At 62.4% G+C, this 15,638-nt stretch carries 19 protein-coding genes; 13 read left to right on the top strand and 6 right to left on the bottom strand.

From position 1 onward, the window contains the following. The 7 genes from metG to B3E94_RS06525 form a co-directional block, all read left to right on the top strand. Positions 1–607 (top strand): methionine--tRNA ligase subunit beta (gene metG, locus B3E94_RS06555; RefSeq protein ID WP_286912788.1); only part of this gene is annotated, 607 nt, incomplete at its 5' end. Positions 608–695: 88 nt separating this feature from the next. After that, on the top strand, positions 696–1,244 hold the full coding sequence (locus tag B3E94_RS06550; protein WP_176511073.1) for an Rnf-Nqr domain containing protein: 549 nt from the start codon (positions 696–698) through the stop codon (positions 1,242–1,244). A gap of 11 nt (positions 1,245–1,255) precedes the next feature. Then, on the top strand, positions 1,256–2,227 hold the full coding sequence (locus tag B3E94_RS06545) for an RnfABCDGE type electron transport complex subunit D (protein ID WP_286912790.1): 972 nt from the start codon (positions 1,256–1,258) through the stop codon (positions 2,225–2,227). Continuing rightward, positions 2,224–2,826 carry an RnfABCDGE type electron transport complex subunit G gene (locus B3E94_RS06540; protein WP_286912787.1) on the top strand — a complete coding sequence of 201 codons (603 nt, stop codon included), beginning with the start codon at positions 2,224–2,226 and terminating at the stop codon, positions 2,824–2,826. Before B3E94_RS06545 ends, B3E94_RS06540 begins: the two co-directional genes overlap by 4 nt. Beyond that, positions 2,819–3,343 carry an Rnf-Nqr domain containing protein gene (locus tag B3E94_RS06535; RefSeq protein WP_286912786.1) on the top strand — a complete coding sequence of 175 codons (525 nt, stop codon included), beginning with the start codon at positions 2,819–2,821 and terminating at the stop codon, positions 3,341–3,343. The genes B3E94_RS06540 and B3E94_RS06535 overlap by 8 nt, the downstream gene beginning before the upstream one ends. A 4-nt stretch (positions 3,344–3,347) precedes the next feature. Beyond that, positions 3,348–3,986: an endonuclease III gene (nth, locus tag B3E94_RS06530; protein ID WP_176511070.1), complete on the top strand. Its 639-nt coding sequence runs from the start codon at positions 3,348–3,350 to the stop codon at positions 3,984–3,986. Between the two features lie 104 nt (positions 3,987–4,090). Beyond that, positions 4,091–4,267, top strand: a complete 177-nt coding sequence (locus tag B3E94_RS06525; RefSeq protein WP_176511069.1) for a PA3496 family putative envelope integrity protein — start codon at positions 4,091–4,093, stop codon at positions 4,265–4,267. A 44-nt stretch (positions 4,268–4,311) separates the two neighbouring features. On the opposite strand, the gene B3E94_RS06520 is transcribed toward B3E94_RS06525, so the two are convergent. After that, positions 4,312–4,938, bottom strand: coding sequence for a response regulator transcription factor (locus B3E94_RS06520; protein ID WP_176511068.1), 627 nt, complete (start codon positions 4,936–4,938; stop codon positions 4,312–4,314). 261 nt (positions 4,939–5,199) lie between these two features. On the opposite strand from B3E94_RS06520, the gene B3E94_RS06515 reads away from it, so the two are divergent. Beyond that, positions 5,200–5,664 carry a hypothetical protein gene (locus B3E94_RS06515; protein WP_286912785.1) on the top strand — a complete coding sequence of 155 codons (465 nt, stop codon included), beginning with the start codon at positions 5,200–5,202 and terminating at the stop codon, positions 5,662–5,664. A 60-nt stretch (positions 5,665–5,724) separates the two neighbouring features. Here the strand turns inward: B3E94_RS06515 and B3E94_RS06510 are convergent, their stop codons facing one another. Next, positions 5,725–6,942 (bottom strand): argininosuccinate synthase, encoded by a 1,218-nt coding sequence (locus tag B3E94_RS06510; RefSeq protein ID WP_176511066.1) that lies wholly within the window; start codon positions 6,940–6,942, stop codon positions 5,725–5,727. Positions 6,943–7,072: 130 nt separating this feature from the next. Beyond that, positions 7,073–8,053 carry a flagellar protein MotY gene (locus B3E94_RS06505; RefSeq protein WP_176511065.1) on the bottom strand — a complete coding sequence of 327 codons (981 nt, stop codon included), beginning with the start codon at positions 8,051–8,053 and terminating at the stop codon, positions 7,073–7,075. A gap of 130 nt (positions 8,054–8,183) precedes the next feature. Between B3E94_RS06505 and pyrC the strand changes: the two genes are divergently transcribed. Next, positions 8,184–9,230 carry a dihydroorotase gene (gene pyrC, locus B3E94_RS06500; RefSeq protein WP_286912784.1) on the top strand — a complete coding sequence of 349 codons (1,047 nt, stop codon included), beginning with the start codon at positions 8,184–8,186 and terminating at the stop codon, positions 9,228–9,230. 59 nt (positions 9,231–9,289) lie between these two features. Continuing rightward, entirely contained in the window at positions 9,290–9,901 is a 612-nt protein-coding gene (gene rnt / locus B3E94_RS06495; protein WP_236409926.1) for a ribonuclease T, read from the top strand. Between the two features lie 165 nt (positions 9,902–10,066). Here rnt and B3E94_RS06490 read toward each other — a convergent pair whose 3' ends face one another. Then, a complete protein-coding gene (locus B3E94_RS06490; RefSeq protein ID WP_023629028.1) occupies positions 10,067–10,669 on the bottom strand; it encodes a peroxiredoxin in 603 nt (200 codons plus the stop codon). A gap of 214 nt (positions 10,670–10,883) precedes the next feature. Here B3E94_RS06490 and B3E94_RS06485 point away from each other — a divergent pair, with 214 nt between their 5' ends. After that, entirely contained in the window at positions 10,884–11,105 is a 222-nt protein-coding gene (locus B3E94_RS06485) for a bacterioferritin-associated ferredoxin (RefSeq protein ID WP_008099571.1), read from the top strand. 200 nt (positions 11,106–11,305) lie between these two features. Then, a complete protein-coding gene (bfr, locus tag B3E94_RS06480; protein ID WP_054899445.1) occupies positions 11,306–11,779 on the top strand; it encodes a bacterioferritin in 474 nt (157 codons plus the stop codon). A gap of 57 nt (positions 11,780–11,836) precedes the next feature. Here the strand turns inward: bfr and grxD are convergent, their stop codons facing one another. Both grxD and B3E94_RS06470 read right to left on the bottom strand, forming a co-directional pair. Further along, on the bottom strand, positions 11,837–12,172 hold the full coding sequence (grxD, locus tag B3E94_RS06475) for a Grx4 family monothiol glutaredoxin (RefSeq protein ID WP_027918973.1): 336 nt from the start codon (positions 12,170–12,172) through the stop codon (positions 11,837–11,839). A 90-nt stretch (positions 12,173–12,262) separates the two neighbouring features. Beyond that, entirely contained in the window at positions 12,263–14,371 is a 2,109-nt protein-coding gene (locus B3E94_RS06470; protein WP_286912783.1) for a molybdopterin oxidoreductase family protein, read from the bottom strand. A gap of 375 nt (positions 14,372–14,746) precedes the next feature. Here B3E94_RS06470 and argF point away from each other — a divergent pair. Continuing rightward, on the top strand, positions 14,747–15,638 hold an 892-nt coding region (gene argF, locus B3E94_RS06465; RefSeq protein ID WP_286912781.1), incomplete at its 3' end, for an ornithine carbamoyltransferase.

Genomic DNA, 15,638 nt, shown 5'->3' with positions numbered 1-15,638 from the left:
GGGCGTCAACCTGTTCCGCCAGCTGGTGATCTTCCTCAAGCCGGTATTGCCGGTGCTGGCTGCCGACGCCGAGGCCTTCCTCAACGTCGCGCCGCTGACCTGGAACGACCACCAGTCGCGCCTGGAAAACCACCAGCTCAACCCGTTCAAGGCGCTGATGAGCCGCATCGAGCCGGCCAAGGTCGAAGCCATGGTCGCCGCCAGCAAGGAAGACCTGCTGGCCGCCGAAGCCAAGGCCCCGGCCGGCAACGGCGAACTGGCCAAAGACCCGCTGTCGGCGGAAATCGAGTTCGACACCTTCGCTGCCGTCGACCTGCGCGTGGCGCTGATCGTCAAGGCCGAAGCGGTGCCCGGCGCCGACAAGCTGCTGCAACTGACCCTGGACATCGGCGACGAGCGTCGCAACGTGTTCTCCGGCATCAAGTCGGCCTACCCGGACCCTTCCAAGCTCGAAGGCCGGCTGACCATGATGGTGGCCAACCTCAAGCCACGCAAAATGCGCTTTGGCGTGTCCGAGGGCATGGTCATGGCCGCCGGCCCAGGCGGCGAAGAGATCTACCTGCTCAGCCCTGACAGCGGTGCCAAGCCAGGCCAGCGCATCAAGTAACGCCCCCTGCCCCGGCCTTCGTGCCGGGGCATTCTTATCCCTCCTGCAGGGCCGCACGCGCAGGCGAAACGCGGCTATCTTCATCTACATGAACGATCATGTCCTGGTTCTGGTCAGCGCTGCGCTGGTCAGCCACCTCTTCCTGCAACAACAGCCCTTGTCACGCCTGCGGGTGCATGTGTGCGGCTTGGCGTGCGCGCTGACCATCGCCCTGGGCATCTGCGGCGGCCAGCTGCTGGAGCACTGGGTGATCGCGCCTTGGCAGCTCGAAGACCTGCGCCTGTTCCTGCTCCTGCCCTGGCTGGGGCTGTTGGCGTGGGGCGTAACGCAAGCGCTGGCAAGGTTACGCCCGCAGTGGCCTAGCGCCGGGCTCATGCTGCCTTTGCTGGGCAATGCCACAGCGCTTGGCCTGGCCCTGCAGGGCATGGCCGAACAACCCGGGTGGCTTGCAACGCTGGGCTGCAGCGTGGTGGCCGGGCTTGGTTTCTGGCTGGCCCTGGCACTGTTCGACGACCTGCTGCAACGCAGCGAACATGCCGAGATTCCGACAGCATTGCGCGGCTTGCCCATCACCCTGCTCGGTGCCGGCGTGATGGCCATGGCGTTCTCGGGGCTCAACGGGTTATTCGCACAATGAGCGGATCGAGCATCGCCGCACCTGACCCGCGCTTGCGCACTGCCATGGGCCTGGTGCTGCTGGCCTGCATCCCTGGGTTGCTGGCAGCGTTCTGGCTGCAAGGCTGGGGGCTACTGCTGAGCCTCGCCCTATGCGCCGCCAGCGCACTGTGCTGCGAAGCCGCCCTGCTGGCCCTGCGCGGCCAGCCGCTGGCCGCCAACTTGAACGACGGCAGTGCCTTGGTGACTGCGGTGCTGCTGGCCATTGCCCTGCCCACTCAAGCGCCCTGGTGGCTGCCAATGACGGCGGCGGCCATCGCCATCGGCCTGGGCAAGCAGGCATTCGGCGGGGTGGGCCGCAATTTGTTCAACCCGGCGATGCTGGGCTATGCGTTCGTCCTGCTGAGTTTTCCGCTGCAGATGAACCATTGGCCCGGGCAACCACCCGGGTTCGTCGACAGCTTGCACCTGGTGTTTGGCGGTGGCGAGCAGATCGACGCCTGGGCCAGCCCGACCATTCTCGATGGCCTGCGCCACAACCGCAGCCTGACCGTCGATGAACTGTTCGCCAGCCACCCGGGCTTCGGCAGCATCGGCGCCCGGGGCGGCGAGTGGATTAACCTGGCTTTGCTGCTCGGCGGGATGTTTCTGTTGCAGCGCAAGGTGTACAGCTGGCACGCACCGGTGGGCCTGCTGGGCGGGCTGGTGCTGTTCAGCCTGCTGGCCTGGAATGGCTCCGGCTCGGATTCCAATGGCTCGCCTTTGCTGCACCTGTTCTCCGGCTCGACCATGCTGGCGGCCTTTTTCATTGCCACGGAACCGGTGTCCGGGCCGAAGGCCGGCCTGGCCAGGCTGCTGTTCGGGTTTGGCGCCGGGGTGCTGATCTACCTGATCCGCACCTGGGGCAACTACCCGGATGGCACGGCGTTCGCCATCTTGCTGATGAATTTGATGGTTCCGGCCCTCGACCGGCTTGCCTTGCGGCGCCAGCAGGCGGCGCCATGAACCGGCGCATGCTTGGCGCTGCCTTGCTGCTGGTGGTGGCCGGGATCACGGTGACGGCCACACTGGCATGGCGCCAATGGACCCGCGCGCCCATCCTCGAAGCCGAACAGCAGTTGCACGCGCAGCAGTTTCTCGCCGTATTGCCTGAACAACGTTATGACAACCACCCTCTGAGCCAGCCGCTGCCACTTCCAGGCGAGCAGCCCGCGCACAGCCATATCAGCGCCGCCTACCGCGCTACGCTGGGCGCAGTGCCAACAGCGGTGGTTCTGCTGAGCCAGGTGCAAGGCTATGGCGGGCCAATCCGGCTGGTCATCGCCATCAGCGCCGATGGGCGCCTGATTGGCACGCAAGTGATCGAACACCAGGAAAGCCCTGGGCTGGGAGGCCGCATCAGCGATACACAGGTGAACTGGTTGGGGCAATTCGCCAACCGTGGTCTGGATGACCACTGGGCGCTCAAGCGCGATCAGGGTGACTTCGATCAGCTGGCCGGGGCGACGGTTACCTCGCGTGCCGTGATCACTGCGCAGCAGGAGGCGCTGGTCTATTTTGACCAGCATCGCACGCTGTTGCTGGGAAGCCCTGCCCATGAATAGGTATTGCCTGCTGGTGGCCGGCCTGGCGCCGCTGCTTGGCGCAACCGGCACGTTCATCCTAGCCGCTACCCTGGGTACCGGCATGCTGCTGGTGAGCATCCTGCACCAGGCGCTGCTGGCGCCTTTGCGCACCAGGCTCAGCGGTGCAATGTACTGGCTGGCCAGCCTATTGCTGATTGCAGCCCTGGTCAGTTGCCTGCAACTGGCGCTGCGCGCCTGGGCATTGCCGCAGGCCTTGGCACTCGGTCACTTCCCGGCGCTGCTCTGCCTGCAATGCCTGCTTGCAGATGGGCTGCTGCCAGCCGCCGGGCGCTGGCGGCAATTGCTCACGCAATTGGCGGGCCTGCTGCTGCTCTACCTGCTGCTCGGTGCCAGCCGTCAATGGCTCGAACAAGGCCTGGGCTGGCATGGGGCCAGCCTCGCCTTCGGCGCACTGCTACTGCTCGGCAGCCTGTTGGCCTTGTACAATCGCCTGCGTCTGGGCCACGCCCCCTCTCGTCGTCAAGGAACCCGTTGACCCCATGAATGCTGCCAAACGCCTGGAGATCTTTCGCAGGCTGCACGAAGACAATCCCGACCCGAAGACAGAACTGGCCTACACCACGCCCTTCGAATTGCTGGTCGCCGTGACCCTTTCGGCACAATCCACCGACGTCGGGGTCAACAAGGCCACCGCCCGCCTGTTCCCGGTCGCCAATACCCCGCAAGCCATCTACGCGCTGGGCGTCGAAGGCTTGAGCCAATACATCAAGACCATCGGCCTCTACAACAGCAAGGCCAAGAATGTCATCGAAGCCTGCCGCCTGCTGATCGAACGCCATGGCGGTGAGGTGCCGCAAACCCGTGAAGCGCTCGAGGCCCTTCCAGGTGTAGGGCGCAAGACTGCCAACGTGGTCCTCAACACGGCCTTCCGCCAGCCGACCATGGCGGTGGACACACACATCTTCAGGGTCAGCAATCGCACCGGCATCGCGCCAGGCAAGACCGTACTCGAGGTGGAAAAGAAGCTGGTGAAGTTCGTGCCCAAGGACTACCTGCTCGATGCGCACCATTGGCTGATCCTGCACGGGCGCTATGTGTGCCAGGCACGCAAGCCCCGCTGCGGCAGTTGCCGTATCGAAGATTTGTGCGAGTACAAGCAGAAGACGTCGGACGATTGATTCGATAGCGAAAAGGCATGGGTTTCGATTGAAAAAATCTTTTTTACCAGGCTTCGCTTTCTGGTTATAAGGACGGCCAATGGCCCATTGGCTTGGAGCGACCCATGAGTACCGATAAAGACGACCTGTCGATCGAAGATGACTTTGCCACCGCTGACGACGAAGCGGAGCCGCAGGTGGAACCCGCAAAGACCAACCTGAGCAAGCGCCGGACCATTGACAACCTGCTGGAAGAACGCCGCCTGAAGCGGCAACTCGCCGATTTCGACTACGACTTGTAGTCCAGACAGAAAGCCTCCATGCGGAGGCTTTCTGCATTGTGGCCTCACGAAAGGCCGTGCCGCCGTGCCAGCTCGATCAGGTCTACCAGCGAGTGGGCGTTGAGCTTCAGCAGCAAGCGGGTCTTGTAGGTACTGACCGTCTTGTTGCTGAGGTACATGCTCTCGGCAATTTCCTTGTTCGACCTGCCGCGTGCCAATTGCTGCAACACCATCATTTCCCTTGCCGACAGGCGATCGACCATCTCCATCTCACTCACCGCCCCTACCCGCCCTCGCGACTTGTGCAAGGCCTGGTTGGGGAAGTAACTGTAACCAGACAGCACCGCCTTGATCGCGCTCAGCAACTCCGTGAGCTCCTGCTGCTTGCACACGTAACCAGATGCGCCCGCCTGCATGCAACGCATGGAGAAGTGCCCAGGCGCCTGCGAGGTCAATACCAGCACACGACTTCCGGGGCTGGCGGATGACAGACGGGCAATTACCTCCAACCCGTCAAGTTTGGGAATACCGATATCCAGCACCACGATATCGGGGAGGTATTCCCGCGTAAGCTGCAAGGCTGCCACTCCGTTGTCGGTTTCCGCGACCACATCGTAGCCATGCCGCTCCATCAGCATGCGCACTGCCAGGCGTATGACCGGGTGGTCATCCACGATTAGGACTTTATTCATGCGATATCCATTCATTCATTATTTTCTTTGAGACGGCTCACCTTAACCGAGCCGCACGTTCAATGGCGCGCCAAACACCAGAGCAAATACATGAATAGATGAGCCTTACGTCGCTTTAGGAATTTTCCTACAAGTAGGAATTTTCATCTTCCCTGAAAAACGTTCGAAAAATGCGGGATTACTTCATGGCTCGGAAACAGTCCAGCATTCGCTTGCAGGACATACTCGGCTATAGATGGGCAAAAGCGCAGGAGGCGCACGATGACAAGCCAGCCCGCAGCCCCATTGACCATCATCGCCATCTTCGCCGGGATCATCGAATCCTCGGCGTTGGCGACACTCCCCTTCTTGAGCGATGAGAGCCAGAATCTGTACACCTGGTTCCTGGTGGGTTTTCCGTTTTTTCTGACCGCACTGTTTTTTCTAACGCTCAACTTCAACTACAAATCACTCTACAAACCCGAAGTTTCCAGCCCCGGGACCGTGAACGCCGCAAGCACCTCGGCAAACAATGGCAAACCTCTCACTTGCAGCGAGACGGAGCCTATTACCATCATGCTGTCTGGCCCAAGTGCACAATCGATGATTACCCAACACATACTCCACACCCTGGCTCAACCTCAGACGTTGGGCCGCACTTGGGTTTTCTGCGATCTGGATAAACAACAATGCGTTCGCCTTTGCGTGAGCGAGCTGCCAGAGAACACAACACCGTTCATGAAATAGACGCATAAAAAAAACCCCGACAGGTGTCGGGGTTCTTCATGCGCGCTGCCTAACTTGAAGTTAGAGCATGCCGCGGCCTTTGTTGGCTGCAATGCGCATGCGCAGCGCGTTGAGCTTGATGAAGCCAGCGGCATCGGCCTGGTTGTAGGCGCCGCCATCTTCCTCGAAGGTCGCGATGTTGGCATCGAACAGCGAGTCGTCCGACTTGCGGCCGACCACGGTCACGTTGCCCTTGTACAGCTTCAGGCGCACTACGCCATTCACGTTGACCTGCGAAGCGTCGATCATCTTCTGCAGCATCAGACGCTCCGGGCTCCACCAGTAGCCGGTGTAGATCAGGCTGGCGTACTTGGGCATCAGCTCATCTTTCAGGTGAGCGACTTCGCGGTCCAGGGTGATCGACTCGATGGCACGGTGAGCCTTGAGCATGATGGTGCCGCCAGGGGTTTCGTAGCAACCGCGCGACTTCATGCCCACGTAGCGGTTTTCGACGATGTCCAGGCGACCGATGCCGTTGGCCCCGCCAATGCGGTTCAGGTCGGCCAGCACGGTGGCTGGGGACTTCTCGACACCGTCGATGGCGACGATGTCACCGTTGCGGTAGGTAAGCTCGATGTAGGTAGCCTGGTCCGGAGCATTTTCCGGCGAGACGCTCCAGCGCCACATGTCTTCCTCGTGCTCGGTCCAGGTATCTTCCAGGACACCGCCTTCGTAGGAGATGTGCAGCAGGTTGGCGTCCATCGAGTATGGCGACTTCTTCTTGCCATGGCGCTCGATCGGAATGCCGTGCTTCTCGGCGTAGTCCATCAGCTTCTCGCGGGACAGCAGGTCCCACTCACGCCATGGCGCGATGACCTTGACGCCTGGCTTGAGTGCGTAGGCACCCAGCTCGAAACGCACCTGGTCGTTACCTTTGCCGGTAGCGCCGTGGGAAATGGCGTCAGCGCCGGTTTCGTTGGCGATCTCGATCAGGCGCTTGGCGATCAGCGGACGGGCGATGGACGTACCCAGCAGGTACTCGCCTTCGTAAACAGTGTTGGCGCGGAACATCGGGAAGACGAAATCACGCACGAATTCTTCGCGCAGGTCGTCGATGTAGATCTCTTTGACGCCCATAGCCTGGGCTTTGGCGCGAGCCGGCTCGACTTCTTCGCCCTGACCCAGGTCAGCGGTGAAAGTCACCACTTCGCAGTCATAGGTATCCTGCAGCCACTTGAGAATCACCGAAGTATCAAGGCCGCCGGAATACGCCAGTACGACCTTTTTTACGTCCGCCATGCCATCACTCCACGGGGTTGTACGGAAAAGGCCCGATTCTACCGGCGTTACGGATAAATTTACAGTGGGGCGACAGCTTCTGACGACAAAGCGACAGGAACTGTCGTGGGCGCGACGCCCTGTCGCACGCTCAGGATGCTTTGGCAGCAGGCGTGGCAGGGGCGTTGCCAGGGGCGCTGGTGGCAGGCGCTGCCGCCGGCGCTGCAGCAGGCGCGGGAACGGGCTGCTGGGCCGGCTGCTGGGCCGGTTTTTCGACCGGCGTGACGCGGTCCAGCTCGATGTTCACGCGGCGGTTGCGGGCGCGGTTGGCGGCGCTGTTGTTTTTCACCAACGGGTAGCGCTCGCCATGGAAGCGCACGGTGATCTGGTCTTCGGCGATGCCATGGGCCACCAGGTAATCGGCAACTGCCAGCGCGCGGCGGCGCGAGGTATCGCGGTTGGTCAGGCGGTTGCCGCTGTTGTCGGAGTGGCCGTTGAGTTCGATGTGGTTGACCGTCGGGTCTGCCTTCAGGTACTCGACGACCAGGTCCAGGCGCGCCCGGGCCGCGGCATCCAGGTCGATACCTGCCCCCGGGAAGCCGATCTGGGTCTGGCGCACCTGGTCGTAGTTCATCGCCAGCATCTTGCCGGCACAGACCTGGTAATCGCTGTAGGCCTTGGCAAAGCTCACCGGCAGCACCCGCACTTCCATCGGCCGCCCGCCTTCGCTGGCGTAACTGCGCACCACGGTGCTGCGGCCATCGAGCAGGCCATTGATCAGGCGGCTGGCCTGGCCCTGGGAGGTGGTGAACAGCACACCGTTGCGGGCCATGCGCACGGCGCCGAGGTTGATGTCGCCACGCCCTGGCTGCCAGGGCGCGGCCGCTGCCAGCAAGGTGGCCGAACCGGCGCCGAGCACATTGCTGCTGGAGCGAAGCTGGAACACCGGCTGCTCACCCGCCCTGCGCACGAACTCGCCACTGCCAAAGCCGTCGATCGGCTGAATCAGGCGGCATTCGAACTGGTCACCCTCGACCTTCCAGGCAATGTTCTCCATGCGGGTCTGGAAAGTCAGTGCACCGGCCGGCAGGCTGGCGAACAGGGTCAACAGGGCTAGGTAACGCTGGCGCACAGGCGGCTCCACTATTTCTGACGGCTTACCTGGAGGCTATCGGACGCCGATCGGAAAACTTGATAGCCGTGCTCAGCCCAGGGATTTCCGGTAGCATTGGCGCTTGAGTTCGACCCGCCTGGAATCCCCAATGTCCGATCGCCTGACCCTCCTGCGTCCCGACGACTGGCACATCCATCTGCGCGATGGTGCCGTCCTGCCCCATACCGTTGGCGATGTGGCGCGTACCTTCGCCCGTGCCATCATCATGCCCAACCTGGTTCCGCCGGTGCGCAATGCCGTCGAAGCCAGTGCCTACCGCGAGCGCATCCTCGCCGCCCGCCCGGCCGGCAGCCGTTTCGAGCCGCTGATGGTGCTGTACCTCACCGACCGCACCAGCCCCGAGGACATCCGCGCGGCCAAGGCCAGCGGCATCGTGTACGCCGCCAAGCTGTACCCGGCCGGCGCGACCACCAACTCCGATTCGGGCGTGACCAGCATCGACAACATCTTCCCGGCCATCGAGGCACTGGCAGAAGTCGGCATGCCATTGCTGGTGCACGGTGAAGTGACGCGCAGCGAGATCGACGTGTTCGACCGCGAAAAGCGCTTCATCGATGAGCACATGCGCCGCCTGGTCGAGCGCTTCCCGACCCTGAAAGTGGTGTTCGAGCACATCACCACCGCCGATGCCGCGCAGTTCGTCAGCGAAGCGCCGGCCAACGTCGGCGCGACCATCACCGCCCAGCACCTGCTGTACAACCGCAACCACATGCTGGTCGGTGGCATTCGCCCGCACTTCTATTGCCTGCCGATCCTCAAGCGCAACACCCACCAGGTGGCGCTGCTGGACGCGGCCACCAGCGGCAACCCGAAGTTCTTCCTCGGTACCGACTCGGCGCCCCACGCCCGCCATGCCAAGGAAGCGGCCTGCGGTTGTGCCGGCTGCTACACCGCCTACGCGGCGATCGAGATGTACGCCGAGGCCTTCGAGGAGCGCAACGCCCTGGACAAACTGGAAGGTTTCGCCAGCCTGCATGGCCCGGCCTTCTATGGCCTGCCGGCAAACACCGACAGCATCACCCTGGTCCGCGAAGAGTGGACCGCCCCGGACAGCCTGCCCTTCGGCGAGCAGACCGTGATCCCGCTGCGCGCCGGTGAGAAGCTGCGCTGGCGCCTGCTGGAGGGCAACGCGTGAGCGAAGACCTCTACGAAGACGACCAGGACGGCCAGGCCGGCGGCGGCTCGCGCCACCCGATGGCCGAGCGCTTCCGTGGCTACCTGCCAGTGGTGGTGGATGTCGAGACCGGCGGCTTCAACAGCGCCACCGACGCCCTGCTGGAAATCGCCGCCGTGACCATCGGCATGGACGAGAAAGGCTTCCTGTTCCCCGAGCACACCTACTTCTTCCGGGTAGAGCCGTTCGAGGGCGCCAACATCGAGCCTGCTGCCCTGGAGTTCACCGGCATCAAGCTGGACCACCCGCTGCGCATGGCAGTGAGCGAAGAAAGCGCGCTCACCGACATCTTCCGTGGCGTGCGCAAGGCGCTCAAGGCCAATGGCTGCAAGCGGGCGATTCTGGTCGGCCACAACAGCAGCTTCGACCTGGGTTTCCTCAATGCCGCCGTGGCGCGCAACGACCTGAAACGCAACCCGTTCCACCCGTTCTCGAGCTTCGATACCGCTACCCTCGCGGGCCTGGCCTACGGCCAGACCGTACTGGCGCGGGCCTGCCAGAGCGCCGACATCGACTTCGACGGGCGCGAGGCGCACTCGGCGCGGTATGACACCGAGAAGACCGCCGAGCTGTTCTGCGGCATCGTCAACCGCTGGAAGGAAATGGGCGGCTGGCGCGACTTCAACGACTGAGTCGGGCCCCCATCGCCGGCAAGCCGGCTCCCACAATCACCAGCCTATGGTGACCCCTGTGGGAGCCGGCTTGCCGGCGATGGAGCCAGAACAGGCACTGCAAGCGTTGAATGCCAAGCATAAAAAAACCGGCCACCAGGGCCGGTTTTTTCATGCACGCAGCAATTACAGCTTGCCAGCGTTCTCGCTCAGGTAGGCAGCAACGCCTTCTGGCGAAGCGTTCATGCCCTTGTCGCCTTTCTTCCAGTTGGCCGGGCAGACTTCGCCGTGCTCTTCGTGGAATTGCAGGGCGTCGACCAGACGCAGCAGCTCGTCCATGTTGCGGCCCAGTGGCAGGTCGTTGACGATCTGCGAACGCACGACACCGTTGGTGTCGATCAGGAAGGCGCCACGGAAGGCCACGCCGCCTTCGGACTCGACGTCGTAGGCCTTGCAGATTTCGTGGGTCATGTCGGCCGCCAGGGTGTACTTGACCTGGCCGATGCCGCCGTTGTTGACCGGGGTGTTACGCCAGGCGTTGTGGGTGAAGTGCGAGTCGATCGACACGCCGATCACTTCCACGTTGCGCGCCTGGAAGTCAGGAATGCGGTTGTCCAGGGCGATCAGCTCGGACGGGCAGACGAAGGTGAAGTCCAGTGGGTAGAAGAACACCAGGCCGTACTTGCCCTTGATGGCCGAGGCCAGGTTGAAGCTGTCGACGATCTCGCCGTTGCCCAGCACAGCTGGAACGGTGAAGTCGGGGGCTTGTTTGCCAACGAGTACGCTCATTGTAATCTCCTGATGAGGGTGAAGAACCGTTTGCCGGGCCAAGGCAGGCTTGCCCGACATCCAACAAAGGCCGACCATCATACACGGCTTCTGATGACAGGCCGAATCCAACCGCCGGTCGCTCAAGCGCGGCCCTTTCAGAAAGTCCTTTGACAAGCATTCTCATTAACATTAAGCTCCAACCCATCGACTCAACCCGCGATGGTCAGCCCTTATGTATGTGTGTCTTTGTGTCGGCGTTACCGACGGACAGATCCGCGATGCGATCTATGAAGGATGCTGCAGTTACAAGGAAGTCCGCGCTGCGACCAACGTCGCCAGCCAATGTGGCAAATGCGCCTGCCTGGCCAAGCAAGTGGTCCGCGAAACCATCACCGAGCTGCAGGTAAGCCAGCAAGCCGCCCTGCCCTACCCGGTGGAATTTACCGCCGCTTGATTTCACAGAATTTGAAGAACCGGACCTCGTGTCCGGTTTTTTTATGCCCATAATTCAATAAGTTAGCGTTCCAACGCGGTTCACAAACATTCTTATTCCTATTAATTTTCACTTATTATTCAAGAACTTAGGTTTGACACACCTAAGTATCGGGCTCAAACTTCCCTGTATTGACACACTTATCAGGGCAGGAACCCGAAATGAAAGGCGACGTAAGCGTCATCCAGCATCTCAACAAGATCCTCGGAAACGAGCTGGTCGCGATCAACCAGTACTTCCTGCACGCCCGCATGTACGAAGATTGGGGCCTGAACAAACTCGGCAAGCACGAGTACAAGGAATCGATCGACGAGATGAAGCACGCTGACAAACTGATCAAGCGTATTCTCTTCCTCGAAGGCATCCCCAACGTCCAGGACCTGGGCAAGCTGCTGATCGGCGAACACACCAAGGAAATGCTCGAGTGTGACCTTAAGATCGAACAGAAAGGCCTGATCGACCTCAAAGCCGCCATCGCCCATTGCGAAACCGTCGGCGACTTCGGCTCGCGCGATCTGCTCGAAGACATCCTCGAATCCGAGGAAGAGCACATCGACTGGCTGGAAACCCAATTGAGCCTGATCGACAAGATCACCATCGAGAACTACCTGCAGTCGCAGATGGGCGAAGAGTAATTTTCGCAGGCAATAAAAAACCCGCCTTGAGCGGGTTTTTTATTGCCTGTGTGTTGCTCAGGCTTCGGAAGCCTTGGCCTTGGCGGCCGCTTCCTTGATCAGGGTCTGCAGCTCACCCTTCTCGAACATTTCCAGCATGATGTCGCTGCCGCCGACCAGCTCGCCCGCTACCCACAGCTGCGGGAAGGTTGGCCAGTTGGCGTACTTGGGCAGGTTGGCGCGGATTTCCGGGTTCTGCAGGATGTCGACGTAGGCGAACTTCTCGCCACAACCCATCACGGCCTGCGAGGCACGCGCGGAAAAGCCACACTGTGGGGCATTCGGCGAGCCTTTCATGTAAAGCAGAACGGTGTTGTTGGCAATCTGCTCTTTGATCGTTTCGATGATATCCATGTAGCACCTCGGCTGAACTTTGCGACGCAGTCGTCGGACGGTGACGCATTGTAACGGAATCCCAAGCGGCGTGCTCGGCCTCTCCATCGCTCAAGCGGCCTCCACCTGCACAGGCACGCCATTGAGCGCCGCGTTGCCGGACACCTGGTCGCGCAGGCGCTCGTCGGTCAGGTCGTTGGCACTCACGCCAGGCTGCGCCTGGGCGACCTCCAGCTGCACGCCCAGGCGCGAATGGCCGAAGCCATGGGGCAGGCTGACCACACCGGGCATCATCTCCTCGCTGGCCTGCACCTCGACTTCCAGGGAGCCGGTGCGCGAACGGATGCGCACCTGTTGGCCATCCTGCAAGTGCCGTTGCTGCAGGTCCTGCGGGTGCATCAACAGCTGATGGCGCGGCTTGCCTTTGACCAGACGATGGAAGTTGTGCATCCAGGAGTTGTTGCTGCGGATGTGGCGGCGGCCGATCAGCAGCAGCTCGCCAGCCCTCGGCGGCGCCTGGCGGGCAAGGCGCTGCAGGTCGTCCAGCAGCACCTGGGGCGCTGCCTCGACGGCCTTGCTGGCAGTGCCCAGGCGCTCCGCGAGGTTGGCCCGCAGCGGGCCAAGATCCAAGCCGTGCGGATGTTGGGCCAGGGTTTCCAGCGAGAGTTTCAGGGTAGAGGTATCGCCGTAGCGCCCCTTGCGCAGGGCATGGTCGATCATCTGTGCCGGCGCCAGAGTGGGTTTGAGCGCCATCTCGGCGCGCTCGGCAAACGCCCGTGCCAGGCCGACGAAGATCTCCCAGTCATGCAGCGCCCCCTCAGGCTTGGCCAGGATCGCTCGGTTGAAGCGCGTGACATTGCGCACCGCCAGCAGGTTGAAGGTGCTGTCGTAGTGGTCGTTTTCCAATGCCGAGGTGGACGGCAGGATCAGGTCGGCGTGGCGCGTGCTCTCGTTGATGTAGAGGTCGATGCTGAGCATGAACTCCAGGCCCTGCAGCGCGCGGTCCAGTTGCCGGCCATTGGGGGTCGACAGCACCGGGTTGCCAGCCACGGTCACCAGTGCGCGAACCTGGCCCTCGCCAGGGGTGAGCATTTCTTCGGCCAGGGCCGCAACAGGCAGCTCTCCGCCATATTCGGGCAAGCCCGACACGCGGCTTTGCCAGGCGTTGAAATGCCCACCTGAGGTGCTCGCCACCAGGTCCACGGCAGGTTCGGTGCACAGCGCCCCACCCTCGCGGTCGAGGTTGCCGGTGACCAAATTGATCAGTTGCACCAGCCAATGGCAGACGCTGCCGAAGGCTTGGGTCGAGACCCCCATGCGCCCATAGCACACGCCCTTGTCGGCCGCCGCGAAATCCCGTGCCAGCTGGCGAATGTCTGCCGCGTCGATGCCGCAGTGCGCGCTCATGGCCTCGGCACCGAACGGTGCGATGGCCTCGCGCACCTGCTGCAGGCCGTTCACCGGCAAGTGCGTGCCACGTGCCAGGTCTTCGTCGAACAAGGTGTGCAAAAGGCCGCCGAGCAGGGCCGCATCGCCCCCGGGGCGCACGAACAGGTGCTGGTCGGCCATCGCGGCAGTTTCGCTGCGCCGCGGGTCTACCACCACCAAGCGCCCGCCCCGGGCACGCAGGGCCTTCAGGCGCTTTTCGACGTCCGGCACGGTCATGATGCTGCCGTTGGAGGCCAAAGGGTTGCCGCCGAGGATCAGCATGAACTGGGTCTGGTCGATATCGGGGATCGGCAGCAGCAGGCCGTGGCCGTACATCAGGTGGCTGGTCAGGTGCTGGGGCAGTTGGTCCACCGAGGTGGCGGAGAAGCGGTTGCGGGTCTTGAGCAGGCCAAGAAAGTAGTTGCTATGGGTCATCAACCCGTAGTTGTGCACGCTGGGGTTGCCTTGATAGACCGCCACGGCGTTGCGCCCGTGGGCCTGCTGTATCGCCCAGAGCTTGTCGGCGGCCAGGGCGAAGGCTTCGTCCCAGCCAATGGCCTGCCACTGCTCGCCGACCCGCTTGTGCGGTTGGCGCAGGCGGTCGGGGTCGTGCTGGATGTCCTGCAATGCCACGGCCTTGGGGCAGATATGGCCGCGGCTGAACGGGTCGTCAGGGTCGCCCTTGATCGAGCTGATGCGCGCAGCGCCATCAGGCTCATGGCTGATTTCGATGTTCAGCCCGCAGATGGCTTCGCACAGGTGACAGGCACGGTGATGCAGGGTCTTGGTCATGGCCGCCTCTGCCTTGTTGTTGTCAAAGGGTGACTATGCGCCCCGCCCCGGCCCCCTTCCAGCCGGCTTCGTGGCGTGAATCCTGCGACATCAGGCAGACGATTCGCGCCAGCGCCGGGCAAAGCCATTTGCCAAATTGCCAGCAAGCCGTGTACAAACCCTGTAGCAAATAAAAAACAGCACGGGCTCAACGGGTAAATACACCCTTTGCAACAGAGCCGCTGTTTCCCCTCTTGGTTTCAGGCGACATTTAATTATAGTATTGCGCCTTTCCCTATTTCGTCCGCCCCGTGCGGCTTACGCCGCAGGTCACTCCCGTTGTCAAAAAAAACCATACGGTCGACCTGCATTTCGTTGCAGATAAGGTAGTCAATCATGAGCGCTAGGCACTTTCTCTCCCTGCTGGACTTCACCACCGACGAATTGCTCGGGGTGATCCGCCGCGGCATCGAGCTGAAGGACCTGCGCAAGCGAGGCGTGCTGTTCGAACCGCTGAAGAACCGCGTGCTGGGCATGATCTTCGAGAAATCCTCGACCCGTACCCGCGTGTCGTTCGAGGCCGGCATGATCCAGCTCGGCGGCCAGGCCATCTTCCTGTCCCCGCGCGACACCCAGCTGGGCCGCGGCGAGCCGATCAGCGACAGCGCCATCGTGCTGTCGAGCATGCTCGATGCGGTGATGATCCGTACCCATGCCCACAGCACCCTCACCGAATTCGCCGCCAACTCGCGGGTGCCGGTGATCAACGGCCTGTCGGACGAATCGCACCCCTGCCAGCTGCTGGCCGACATGCAGACCTTCCTCGAGCACCGTGGCTCGATCCAGGGCAAGACCGTGGCCTGGATCGGTGATGGCTTCAACATGTGCAACTCGTACATCGAGGCTGCCCGGCAGTTCGACTTCCAGCTGCGCATCGCCTGCCCGCAAGGCTACGAGCCGGACCCACGCTTCATGGCCCTGGGCGGTGACCGCGTGCAGATCATCCGCGACCCGCAGGAAGCGGTGCGTGGCGCCCACCTGGTGACCACCGACGTCTGGACTTCCATGGGTCAGGAGGAGGAAACTGCACGGCGCCTGGCGCACTTCGCGCCTTACCAGGTCACCCGCGAAATGCTCGACCTGGCGGCACCCGATGCCCTGTTCATGCATTGCCTGCCCGCCCACCGTGGTGAGGAAATCAGCCAGGACCTGCTCGACGACCCGCGTTCGGTCGCCTGGGACCAGGCTGAAAACCGGCTGCATGCGCAGAAGGCCCTTCTCGAATTCC

Source organism: Pseudomonas sp. UBA6315, assembly GCF_002438125.1.
Classification (GTDB): domain Bacteria; phylum Pseudomonadota; class Gammaproteobacteria; order Pseudomonadales; family Pseudomonadaceae; genus Aquipseudomonas; species Aquipseudomonas faucium.
This window is presented reverse-complemented; position numbering and strand designations above follow the sequence as displayed.